Origin of the sequence: Xenorhabdus sp. KJ12.1 (assembly GCF_963876495.1) — a bacterium.
Classification (GTDB): Bacteria; Pseudomonadota; Gammaproteobacteria; order Enterobacterales; family Enterobacteriaceae; genus Xenorhabdus; species Xenorhabdus stockiae.
Map to the genome: position 1 here is coordinate 23,224 of NZ_CAWNQH010000081.1, position 13,183 is coordinate 36,406.

Below are 13,183 nucleotides of genomic sequence, written 5' to 3' on the forward strand. Positions count from 1 at the left end.
ATTTCTTATTAAAGTTTTCGCTCGTATGTTTTATATCTGTATCCATAGTTTGATTCATATAATGAATGTTTAATAAATAACAAAAAATAATAATCAGTGAGGATATTGTAATTATGCCTAAGCTATTTAATCCTAACTTAAATATTGATGCTCTGTTTTTAGGCCCAAAGTCAGAGAATGCTGTGTTCTTCAAAGAAATGATAGATTATGCAGTCAGTGAACACATGCACTGGCGTTCGGGGTTTCACCCTGAAGACGCGGCATTAGTAACATCTGTTGATCGCTATGAGCATAACTACAGAGAAACACTGTATCGAACTGAAGGGATACTTAATCAGTTGTCAGCAAAACTAAAAAATTCCTCTATCCCTTTCTTTTCTCCCCGTTACCTTGGTCATATCAACGCTGATACTCTGATGGTTTCTAACCTCGCTTATGTCATGGCGATGATGTACAACCCGAATAATTGTTCTTATGAAGTATCACCAACAACCACTGAACTTGAGATCGAATCAGGTTTAGATCTCTGCCGCATGTTTGGCTACGATCCACAACGAGCTTGGGGGCATATTACTTCAGGCGGTACAGTCGCAAACTACGAAGGACTTTGGGTTGCCAGAAATTTGAAAACACTACCTTTTGCTATTTCTCAACATCCTGAAACTAAAAATTTGCTCAGTCGCAAATCTCCAAAACAGTTAATGAATATGCCCACGACAGAAGTGCTTGATTTGATCAGTGAGTTAAAAGAACAGGGGATATTTAATGAAATCCGTGATCTGACGTGCCGTGGTTCAGGAGTTAAACCGGAAGTTATAGGTAAGCTACTTGTTCCACAATCGAAACATTATTCCTGGGTCAAAGCAGCGGATATCTTTGGTATCGGTCAGGAGAATATTATTCCTCTACCTGTGAATGCAGAGTATCAGACTGATGTTGCCAAAATGCGCGAAATTACACTTTCCCTTATTGAGAAAGGAGAAGCCATTTTAGCTATGATTGCAATGGTAGGGACAACAGAAGTCGGTGCTATTGATTGTATTGATGAAGTCATTACGTTAAGAAAAGAGTGTGAAGAACGTTATGGCGCATCATTTTATATTCATGTTGATGCTGCCTATGCCGGATATGCCTGCTCTTTGCTGCTGGATGAGCAGGGGAAATTTATGGAATATGATGAGTTGGTTAAGAAGCATCAGGAACTTGGTCTGACGCCTGAAAATATTATTTGGCCTAAACCGGCAGTCTACCGGAGTTTCAAAGCATTGAGACATGTTGATTCAATTACCATTGATCCCCATAAAATAGGTTTCATCCAATATTCTGCAGGGGCTATCTGTATGAAGGACAAGCGAATTCTTGACTTGATTTCCTCTCGTGCAGCTTATGTTTTTCAGGATGGTTCCCCTCAAAGCGATCCATCAGTCAATAACTTATCAAACAATAATAGGAATATATTAGGTTCTTCCATTATGGAAGGCTCAAAATCAGGGGCGACGGCCGCTGCATTATGGGCAGCTCATAGGCTATTGCCTCTGAATATCAGTGGATATGGCAAAGTCATCGCAGCAGGGATCGTCACAGCAAATTGGTTATTAAATAACATAAAGAGTATGCAACCGATAAAGGTTGGAAAATACCAATTTGAAACACATATCATGCCATCTCCTGATTTTCATATGATTAACTTTTCTTTTAAGGAAATCGGAAATAATAGCCTGATGAATCACAATGCTCTCAACAAACGGATCTATGAACTCTGTTCATATTCCACCGAGCGTGCTTATACCAACGATTTCATCACATCATCGACAATGTTGGGTTATAAAGATTACGGAGATACTCCCCAGCATTATGCTGAACAATGTGGTTTTAGCCAGAGCGAATGGGAAAAAATACATCATATATATGTATTACGGGCAGCAGTAATGACACATTGTTTACGTGATCAGGAACACTTCGAAGAATATTGGGAGCAATTAAAATCCATTTTTGTGAAAAAATTAACTCAGCTTGTTGATGAACAAGAAAAATCATTATATCAAAAATCAGATTTCAACATTTCATTTCTTAGCTGATACGGGAAGAGAATATACCCAGTAAAATTTCAAGTTGTATCTCAGAAGTGAGGACACTGCAAACTCAGTTGACCCGGTCAAAGTCGGGTCTTCTATGACAGGATATGTGAGCAGAGCCAACAAAGGGGCAACTTGAAATCCATTGTGTATATATCCTTTGTCAGTTAGAGATAGTTCGATAGATTTGTTATATCACTGAAATATACTGCTATTTCACTATTAAAACCTTACTTTTTCATAATTTAATATATTGATTTTTAATCATAAAAATCAAAAAAAAACCAGTATTGAGTCTTTGGTACAAAATAACCACTAATTCTGGTTTTTATTTATTGTGCTAAATTATTGTGATCCAGATAGCTGTTTTTGTTAAATGTTTTTTAACACGATATTGACAGGGTAATAATGATTATTACTTTATGGTAATAAATTTTTATATATTAATAACAAAAAAATTAAGTATATAAATCATATAACTACATCCAATTTATGTATATTAATTAAATTTAATCACTTAATTTTATTAGAATTTATTTCAAAAATTAATTTTCTGTTATTTAACAAAATGTTAACAAATAAGATTGGTTTTTTCATAAAAAAACAAAATTAAGAAAAATAATAATAACCATTTAAAAGCAATAAGTTAACTTAGAAAGATGCAATATGTGTATTAAAAAAGCCGAAAACTTAGCGTGTTGAGTAATATTTCATATAAAAATTAATATTTAATCTTTTCATTCAATTACCTAATTATTTGTTTTTATTAAAGATTATTTTTTATTTTTTGTGACGAACATCAAAAAAATAAATTGTTTTTATTGAACGTTAAATTTGAAGGCTTAAATTAAAAGCACGTTATCTGAATTGTTAGAATAGGGGTTATTGTCATAAACTGGGTTATTGTTAATTAACCTTGGTTTTTTTAATTAATGTGATTATCTAATTGGTTATCTGATTTTATATTCACTAATATAGCATGAGATTATTATATGACATTAGGAATAAAGCCCATTAAAAAGCATTATGGTGCGTATGTTTATTGTGATGATATTTCTAAATTATCTTCCAGAGATTATAGAAAAATAAAAGAATACCTTTCTATTTTTGGTTTGCTAATTTTTAATAATCAAAGGATGGATGATGAATCACTTGTTAATTTAGCTCGCGAAATAGGAAATGGGAAATTAGAACAGCCAGCCAGAAAAATTTCTTTATCTGATCATAGAAAACATATTGCTTATCTAACAAACCTGAATGATAAGAGTGGAAGTCCATTAGGTTTCTCAGGTAGTGATACTGATTACTGGCATTCTGATCAAGAATTTCGGGTTAATCCTGCTTCTGTCAGCATTCTTTATGGTGTTGTTACAAAATGTAATGGTGGTAATACCTCTTTTGCATCAACATCTATTGATTATCTGGGTTTTTCTACTGATGAAGTTTCAGTATTAAATAAACTTTGGTCAACCAGACAACCCGCAGCTTCTCATGATAATGCTCCTCATATTACAGTAGCGCATCCTGTAATAATTAAAAACGAGAAGACAGAAAGGGAGTATATATACGTAAGTGAAAATACCATTGAATTTATTGATAATAGTGAAAAATTACCTCAATCGGGAAAAATAAAACAAACTGTTCTAGAAAGGATTTTATCTGCTGAAAATATTTATTCACATATATGGTCAGAGGGAGACCTTATTTTATATGACAACAGCCAACTATTACATCGCCGTGAATGTTTTAATGGTGATAGGTTTATTAAGGCATTAAAAATTTATCCCGATGAGTGCTACCAGCCCAAAATACCTGGTAGAAAAATCGAGGAAAATAGTTATGTATATTAAGAAAGAAAATGAAAGTTTCATTAAGCAGCTGGTTAAAGATAGCAACAGAGGGTACACTCAAAATGCTGTTCTTAAACCTGCAAAAGCAATGCTGATTAGGGCTGGTATTACAGGAGGTTTACCGTTCGATAGTTTAACTTCTGATGTTGTAACTGGTTGTTTACCAGAAAATATGGCTTGTTATGGAATGTGTTTTGCTGCTATCTCCAGTTGGAGAAATGGCATTGATTTTGGTAAGAGAGTAGATAACTATTTAGACGAAGATATTTTTAATTCTGATTTACGTTCACTTCCTGATACACAGAAATATATCCGCTGTGGATGGAATAGCGATCCTTCGTGGAACTGGTCCCTTTCAACCCGCATTGCTGAACTGGCTAGAGATGCTAATTTACTGATGATTTTTATTACTAAGGCTTTCAGGAGTATTCACGATAATATTATGCAGCGCTTAGTCGCTGTCAGAGCAGAAATGAGAGTTTCGGTGAGTGCACTGGATACAAATGAGCAATTAAAGAAACGGCTTGAATTTATTGAACAGTATCGAAATGCTGGAGGTATTACTGTTCCTATTGTGCTAACTGGTTTTTTTAAAGATATTACTTTAATGGAACGTCAGGAAAATATTGTCAACTGGATGGTGAAACATGATTATCCAGCAGCCGAAAATAGCCTGCGGTTTCCATATGATGCAAAGATTTCTGAGTTAATAGATCAGAGAATGACTAGGCCATTAGAAAAAGGTGATGAATTTTGGAGCGGTCGTTTATATCCTGATAAACTTATTTTTCCCACAACAACAACAATCCCAGAAAACTACCAAGGAATTAATAACAGTCACCTATCTAATTTAAAACTAGATGATATTAATAAATTATTTATCGATCCGGTTAAAACCAATCAAGAAGTCATTTCTTCATCCTCACCTTTAGCCAGTCCCAAAATGTGTGGTGTATCTGATACACGCCGTTGTGCCCAAAACACTTAATTAATAAAACTTACCTCAGTCTCGCTTTATCTTTTTGATTAGTGGCGAAATAGTTTAATTGACAAAGTCGAGACTGAGTTTTTAGTAACATATATATGTTATTTATTTAATTCCGGTCCAAATAGTCCAATAATCATTTTCAACAATATTGGTTAAAGAGGGAAGGGAGTTCTCTATATAATCAATAAGGTAAGCTATTTCTTTATCACTCAGTTCATGCAAAATAGAACGTCCTTTTCGTAATCGAAAATCGTTCGCTAATTGTGAAAAATTATTATACGTAGTGCGTTTTTCTAAAAAAGAAAGCGTGTTTACATGCCTAAATCCGACTTCCTTAAACCCATTAATCACATTGTCGGTATCAGGTCTCCGCTGGTTTTCAAAGTCGCGTAAATGTGGATAAACTTCAAAAATATAACCACGAATGTGTTCAGGTGAGCCGGGCAGGTTAATATCCTGAACAGTTCGATCCTGTAAAATATACATACCCCCTGATCGCAATAAACGATTGGCTTCGCCAAAACAAATTACTCTGTCTTCTTCGCTGATATGATGAATAAGTGCACGCTCGAATATAATATCCTGACTGTTTGCGGGAAGGCCGGTATGGAGAGCATTTCCTTTTTTGAGGGTGATATTTTTCAACTCCTGAGTATTCTCAGCCGCATCAGCCAACATTTGATCTGAAAAATCAACACAAGTGACGCTCTTTGCTCCTAAATTAGCCCATGCCCGAGAGTAAATCCCGCCGCCACAGCCAATATCTGCGATATCTTTACCTTTAGGCTCAGTCAAACTATGAATTATATCGTACCATTCCTGTTGTGCATCGCGTCCAAGATAAGTATGCCGGTTCTCTTTTGCATTAAAATCAATTGCCATTTGAGTTTCCTTCATTAATGGATTTACTAAATGAATTTCAAACTTCGGCCTCAATTAAGTGACGGTGTCACTAATAAATCTTTTAATGTCAGTCCAATTCCCGCAATCAGACAACTTCCCAATGTGATCATCGTAGCGACAATACTATGTTGAGTTAACTGCACAGTCGCAATAGGGAGTAAGAATAAAATTGTCAGGTTATTGAAGCTTTCTGATACTGCTAATATCTGGCCTTTATTCTGTTTGGCTCGATTTGCCAGAATAGAGGTACTAACAGGGGCTGCAAGCCCTTGCGCATAACCCCATAACATTAGACAACTCAGGCTGAAAAACAGGGATAATGGAATTAGCATAAATACCGTACAAGATGTGAAAAGTAAGGTTATTGCCAACAGTAGTATGTATTCATCCCGTATACCTCTACGCTTCACAAAAGTTATGGATAAATTGCCAATGCCAAGTCCGATACCAAATACGGATACAGATATACCAATAGTGTCCGTTGCTAAATCATAATAACGCCGCAATACTTCCCCAGATAAGATAAAAGCAGATACTGCCGTGCCATTCCAAAGTCCTTTTGCGATAAGAGGGCGGATTAAATAGCCCTGAAATATCCATTGAAACTTTACCGACTGGAGTTTTATTTTTTCTTTTTCTGAAGGTTGAGGAGCATTGTACTTTAGGTGTAATACGTGTTTTTGGCTTAAAATGCAGAGTAAAAAACACCCTGCTGCACTGATCAAGAATGGCATCTGCCAATTAAATATCTCAGTTAAAACACCAGCAAAGACAGGGCCAGTAACAATTCCTATCGTCATGCCGAGCATAACAATCCCCATTGCTGAAGTTTGTTTGTGAAGGGGAAAAATCTCTGCAATCAAAGCAAAAATTGTTGGAATCAATGCAGCCGCTGCGATACCACCAAAGATACGCAGTCCAATAGCAACGCCTAAATTGGGCGCTATAGTTAATAGCAGCCCATCCAGTGAAAGAAATAATAAAGATGCCAGCAACAATTTAGGCCGGTTTATCCTATCTGACAACCAACCAAAAATGGGTGCCATAAGTGAATAAGAGAAAGCATAACCAGATACCAACCAAGCAGCTTTATCGGTTGTTGTGTTAAATGCCTCAGCTAATGGTTGGAGTATAGGAGCTAACATAAATTCTGTTGTACCGATGAAAAATACAGCGCATGAAAATATCAGTAAAATAAATGGTGAAACGACAGGCGATACCATACGTGGTGACATATTAAAGTCTCCTTAGTAAAAAATAGATTGTGTAGGGAAAGGTGAACGAGTGATGGATTTTTAAGCTAATGTGCTTCGTATGGAAAAATAGATACGGATGGATAGGGGAGAGTTTAGGTAACGCAGGTATTCAGGTGAGTGAGTTCAGATTCACTGCCAGCGATTGCCGGCAGTGAGGTTGGTTATTATTACTTATTTAGCAGAGGCTGCTTCAAGATCAAGTACGCTAATCGGACTTTCATTTTTTGCTACATCGTGGCTGAATGCACAAACACGCCATGGTGCTTCAGATTTAGCCAGATTGACAGGTCTCCATAAAGGACCATAACCTGATTTATCTTCACAATCCGTTGTTGCTTTAGGGCCGTATTTCACTTGTGCCATCCCTGAAAGTTCATATGGCTGAGCTTCAATCGTTACAAACCAATTACCAGTCCCGTGGTCATCATAACGAATAGTTGGCTTAGTGGATGGTGGAGTATCATCAATTTCCCGCAACATCACAGATGCATCTTTTGCGTTCTGCCACTTACCAGAATTATTCTGATGAATAGCACAGAGTTTATAGATACCTTCGCCTTCAGGTACCAGCAGGTTTTCCAGTGGTTTCTGGCTGGCAGAAATTGGAGCGCCATATCCGGTTGCATCTTTACAGTCAGTTTCACTGATTAATCCGACTTTATAGCGGATATTTTTGACATCAGCACCTTCTTTAATCACCACATCCCATTTTGCTTTCTCACCATCAACAACACTTTGAGTAACCCAAGGTGACCAAAATGGGCTTCTTTCTAAGAAATTACCGCTATTATTTTCAAGTTTAGACAGATCCAGTTTATTATCTTTGGTTATTGCATTAGCAATAGAATCGACAGGAATAAAATAGCTTGCGCCTTCTGTCGAAACACCTTTATTGTCTTCAATCGTACACGGTCTGCCACTTCCGCAACCATTCATGCCTGGTTCGGTAGTCGTGTTCAGAATACCGATAACATCTGTTTTCCCTTTTTCAAAAACAGGGGAGCCAGACGTTCCGCCAACGACACCCGCACAGTTAACAGAGAAAACCGGGGACCACAGCCATGGAATAGAGCTTTCATAGAGTACAGGCGCTTTTCCGGTAATATCACATTCAGATTTCCTAAGATAAGTGGAATCATAGTCAACATTATTGACAGGAATGTGGGTTAACACGATAGGCTGATGTTCCATCGCAAGGTTTTTCTTCAGCTTCAGTGGATGATAGCCTTTTTGAGCTAAATCACCATAAGTTGCTTTCAATTGTAAGACAGCGATATCTTCATATTTCATAGTTGAGTATAAAATACGGTCAACCTTTATTGGTGAGAGGCTGTCTTTTTTATCAATGAAATAATCTGGTGTAAACTCCCAGTATTCAGATGCTGGTTGATCAACAATGACCTCATTTGTATTGCTGCTATTTTCAACACAGTGACCTGCGGTTACGATTAGCGCTGGTGTATCTTTAGCCGGTGTATTTTCGCCAGCAATCAGGGTTGCGGTACAATGCGAACCACCCATAAATTTACCGACGGTTTTGAATTTATCAGCACCAGGATCAGTAGATTTCATTAATGGTGCTTCATTAGCCAAAGCATTTGAGCACGCTGCGATAGAAATTAAACTAGCCAATAGAGCTTTACGATAAGTCATAATTTTCCTCCTTTAGGTTATGTCGATGACTCGGAGGCTATTATCAGGATTAACATTAATAAGTTCTATTTAACTGTCTTGTGTCCTTGCGTATACAAATCCGGTAAATGAGAAATAAATAAAAGAAAAACTCACTGCCAGCTATCACCACCAGTGAGTCTGTTGATTTACAATGATTTTTATTGACTAGAATTTCCAATTAGCATTAAAGAACACACCATTATCCTTATGGCTGCTTGATAATATGCCGTTATATCCCACTGACAATTGAGTATTTTCATTAATGCTCAGGGAAGTGCCGACTTTCATGACCGCCGCATCACGCGCAGCGGAGACGCTGTTGACCGTAAATGACACATCGCTGTTACTGAAACTCAATTGACTGTCACGTGTAACATTACCGAACTGATGTTGCCAGCCTAATTCACCATACATGCCGACCGTCAGCTGATCCTGCGTTTGCCAGTTCTGGTTCACACGCAAACCTAATGTCGAGAGTGTGGCATTCTTCGATTGTTTTTTACCGGTCAGGGCCGCGGCACCGCCTTGTTCATTGATACCATCGTTGCGGAAATTAACATGGGACAGATTTGCGAAAGGCTCCAGATTCAGCCAGTCTGGGTTGACTCCGTAAGCGGCTTCCGCAAATAACTGCCCGGTTTGCGCACCATATTTGGCTTTCAGGTTGTCAGATTGGCTACCGAAAGCCACTGAACGCTCGGTATCAAACCGGTGCCAGCTATAGGCTACACCGGTACGTAAGGCTAAAGCATCCAGTTGCTTGCTGCCATAAAAAGCCAGATGGACGTTATCACTGCCTGCGGAAGTATTATCACCGCCACGCAGGGAAGAGCGGGTGAAACCGGTGGCCATACCGAGACGCAGGTCATTATCTACTTCCCGGTCTGCGCCCAGAAATACGCCGTAGTTAGACATGCGATAACCGTTGGCTTCACTGCTATTATTAGCACGTTGCCAGTTACTGCTGATCTGTGCCCAGACACCATTTTGGTCAGCCTTGATCTCCTGATTGGCTAATCCACCATTTGCCTGACGTAAACGCGTATTCAGAGTATCACGCAGATAACGGCTGCCATTGATTTGTGCAGACGCAATATCAGCATGGATCTGGCCGGAAGACAGTTGTTGAAATGCTTTGCCTGCCAGTGCCGCCGTATCCGACATCAGGATACTTTCATAAACCGGATGCCCCTGATGTAATTTATCCGCCGCATTGGCGATGGCACGCTCATTGGCGGTTTTCGCCACACGGGCAAATGGGGTGGCGTTACGGTTGATATTCAGCATGACACGATCAGGAAGGTAACTAAGCTTCAGCTGATTATCAATGAACACATAGTTCGGTGCTATGGTTACAGTCGAAAATTTACCAGTGACTTCGCCGCTTGTCTGTAAGATATTATGTGGTTCAAGCAGACTGCCAACTTCTTTTTTTGCGAGTAGATTGCTATTATTTTCTAACCAGACTTGTACCGAGCCACCTCTTAACTTCGCTGAACCACGGCTTGAAATTCGATCAATTAACACTTGGGTATTTCTGGCAATATTAACCAGATAGTGTGAGTTTTCCTCGAACGTGAGTGAACCAGTAGTACCGTTTCCGCTTAGTGAAGCCCCATTCTGTACAGTAACCTCAGAAGTGATGCCACCACTAATCTTTAACTGACCTTGTTCTACTATTGTCGGGCCTTTATAGGTGCTATTTTTACCGGTCAGTTCAAGCATACCTTTGCCGGTTTTGGTTAACCCGCCGTGACCGGAAATATCATTACTCCAGTAGTCATAGTCACATTCGATGCTGTCACATGTGCGTTCTACCGTCGTACCTTTTTCTACTACACCGCCAATACCGACGATATTCGCGACAAACTGCGTATCCTCATAGGACCCCGGAATATAAAATTCAGCCGGAATATCGTCCTTAGTGATAAACATTTTCGGGCCATTAATGGCATCTTTCAGATTCAATAATCCCCAGCCATAGCGTGCGTCGATTCCTTTTTCACCCAAGTCTGTTGCTGTGGTTTTGAGAACATCAGAAATTTGAGCTGCAGTCATATAAGGGAAGCGTTGCATCAGAACAGCTGCAGCACCAGCGACATGCGGTGCTGCCATTGATGTGCCATCATAGCTATCATAGGAAGGGGCGATTTCAACTTTAAGCTCGTCTTTATTTAGAACATCTTTGTTGATTTCATCAACGAACTTACCTGTGCTACTGTAAATGCCTGTGCCCGGTGCGGATAAACAATAACTGGCAGTATATCCACAAATAGTTGATGATAGAGCTAGAATATTTTCCTGAGTCAGATTAGCAACACTGAGATAATTCTTTAATACGTCAGGGAAGAAAAACGGCATACCTGCATCTAATCCAGTAACGTTATAGTTATTTGAATTTCCGGCAGCAAAAACAATTAACTTATCATGTCGGGCAGTACGAAGTAAGGATGCACTTCTGATGAGACCGGAGAATGGATAATCTTCTTCTGGTATTGGATAACGGCTTACATAATCCAATAACTCTTTAATTGGTTCAACACCTTCACGGATATTTTCCAGTGTAACTTTTTTATAATCCCACGTGCCATCTGGTCGCTTTATTGGATTACCGTTTGCATCTCGATTACGTTGAGGACGGACTCCCCAACTATTGTTGATAATCCGAGCATCACTTTGGATCATCGCTTCTGTTCTGTTGTAGTAATTATTTAAAAACTTACCTGTAATCAAGCCAGCATCAAATGCGACTCCATGCATCTCCTTGCCGTCTCGGTTTGCCGCAATAATACCTGAGACATGATTCCCATGGGCGCCGAAAGTGATATTGCCAGAATCTTCGTCTACATTATAGTTCACTGGATCTTCGGGACTTAATACTTTAAGTTTATTTGCAAATTCAGCATGATGAGTCACAGTTTCATCCAGAACGCCCACATTAATCCCTTTACCCGTATAACCACGAGCATAAGCATAATGCGCCCCAATAGCCGTTAATCCCCACTGGTGTTTAAACTCATTCGATAACCAACTATCTGGTGAATTTAGCTGACCCTGTTCCTGATATCTGTTATCAGCCATTGATGCGGTAGTAGGTAAAAGTCCACATAAAAATGATATCCACAAAACAATAGGTTTTACGGAATTGTTTTTTTTCATAGCAATAAGCCTGTTTCTCATATAGTGAATTATTTTGAATGACTGGTTGATAAATAATCACTCAAAAATATTTATAATAAAATCTGATTTAAAACTATATGTTTCTGGCGACATCAGTTTGTCATAGAAATGAGCTATCATTTCGGGAGTAGTTCTGATAATGGTGATTAATACTCTGTGAGTAATATTAATTTCCTGCCAGTGGCCTATTATAAAATAATAAGTAAAAGCTAAAAGCAAGGAATAATTTAACTTAAAGCCTATGATCTTAATGGTTTTTTCATTTTGACCATATGGAATTAGTTTAATTTAATCAGTATGTTGCATTGTCATGTAAACTTTTCTTCTTAAAATAAAAAAATACTTCAAACTGATTTAATTTCTATTTTTTTTGTTTATGCGGTTAATGTTTCCATGAGTTATCAAATAGAAATTATTTTCACAAATAAAAATGGATAAAACATTATCCGATATTTTATCCATATTATTTATATTAGACCTAGAATTGATAAGGTCAGTTTATTTTTCAGGAATTGAGAATGTTCTTAAACGATAAATATTTTAGCTAATTTTCACAATCAGCTTACCGAAATTCACTCCCTCTAAAATGCATTCTTCTTAAATGTATGTACTGCTGTGAAAGAAGACATGAAAGAAAAAATAAAAACTCACTGCCAGCCATCACCAGCAGTGAGTTTGTTGATTTAAATAATTTTTATTGGCTAGAATTTCCAGTTGGCATTTAAGAATACGCCGTTATCTTTGTGACCACGTGATAAGACACCGTTATATCCCACTGATAATTGAGTATTTTCATTAATGCTCAGAGAAGTCCCGGCTTTAATGACTGCCGCATCACGCGCAGCGGAGACGCTGTTAACCGTAAATGACACATCGCTGTTGCTGAAACTCAATTGACTATCACGTGCGACATTACCGAACTGATGTTGCCAGCCTAATTCGCCATACATGCCGACAGTCAGTTGATCCTGCGTCTGCCAGTTCTGGTTCACACGCAAACCTAATGTCGAGAGTGTGGCATTCTTCGATTGTTTTTTACCGGTCAGGGCAGCAGCACCGCCTTTTTCATTGATGCCATCGTTGCGGAAATTAACATGGGACAGATTGGCGAAAGGCTCCAGATTCAGCCAGTCCGGGTTGACCCCGTAAGCGGCTTCGGCAAATAACTGCCCGGTTTGCGCACCGTATTTGGCTTTCAGATTGTCCGATTGACGACCGAAGGCCACTGAACGCTCGGTATCAAACCGGTGCCAGCTA

8 protein-coding genes are annotated in these 13,183 nt (G+C 38.5%); 3 read left to right on the plus strand and 5 right to left on the minus strand.

Annotation, left to right across the window (positions count from 1 at the left end):
- Positions 1-113: 113 nt before the first annotated feature.
- The 3 genes from AACS92_RS14345 to AACS92_RS14355 all read left to right on the plus strand — a co-directional run bounded on the left by AACS92_RS14345 (position 114) and on the right by AACS92_RS14355 (position 4,913).
- Positions 114-2,078 carry a pyridoxal phosphate-dependent decarboxylase family protein gene (locus tag AACS92_RS14345; RefSeq protein ID WP_099111636.1) on the plus strand — a complete coding sequence of 655 codons (1,965 nt, stop codon included), beginning with the start codon at positions 114-116 and terminating at the stop codon, positions 2,076-2,078.
- Between the two features lie 989 nt (positions 2,079-3,067).
- The gene (locus tag AACS92_RS14350) at positions 3,068-3,925 is read left to right on the plus strand and encodes a TauD/TfdA dioxygenase family protein (protein ID WP_099111637.1); all 858 of its coding nucleotides are present in this window, start codon (positions 3,068-3,070) and stop codon (positions 3,923-3,925) included.
- Positions 3,915-4,913: a hypothetical protein gene (locus tag AACS92_RS14355; protein WP_099111638.1), complete on the plus strand. Its 999-nt coding sequence runs from the start codon at positions 3,915-3,917 to the stop codon at positions 4,911-4,913. Before AACS92_RS14350 ends, AACS92_RS14355 begins: the two co-directional genes overlap by 11 nt.
- A 102-nt stretch (positions 4,914-5,015) precedes the next feature.
- Here the strand turns inward: AACS92_RS14355 and AACS92_RS14360 are convergent, their stop codons facing one another.
- The 5 genes from AACS92_RS14360 to AACS92_RS14380 form a co-directional block, all read right to left on the minus strand.
- Entirely contained in the window at positions 5,016-5,795 is a 780-nt protein-coding gene (locus tag AACS92_RS14360; RefSeq protein WP_169926569.1) for a class I SAM-dependent methyltransferase, read from the minus strand.
- A 50-nt stretch (positions 5,796-5,845) separates the two neighbouring features.
- Positions 5,846-7,051 (minus strand): MFS transporter, encoded by a 1,206-nt coding sequence (locus tag AACS92_RS14365; RefSeq protein ID WP_099111640.1) that lies wholly within the window; start codon positions 7,049-7,051, stop codon positions 5,846-5,848.
- Between the two features lie 192 nt (positions 7,052-7,243).
- Entirely contained in the window at positions 7,244-8,725 is a 1,482-nt protein-coding gene (locus AACS92_RS14370; RefSeq protein ID WP_099111641.1) for a trypsin-like serine peptidase, read from the minus strand.
- A gap of 186 nt (positions 8,726-8,911) precedes the next feature.
- Positions 8,912-11,905, minus strand: coding sequence for an autotransporter serine protease (locus tag AACS92_RS14375; RefSeq protein WP_099111642.1), 2,994 nt, complete (start codon positions 11,903-11,905; stop codon positions 8,912-8,914).
- Between the two features lie 722 nt (positions 11,906-12,627).
- The coding region (locus tag AACS92_RS14380; protein ID WP_153044791.1) for an autotransporter outer membrane beta-barrel domain-containing protein at positions 12,628-13,183 on the minus strand (556 nt) is incomplete at its 5' end.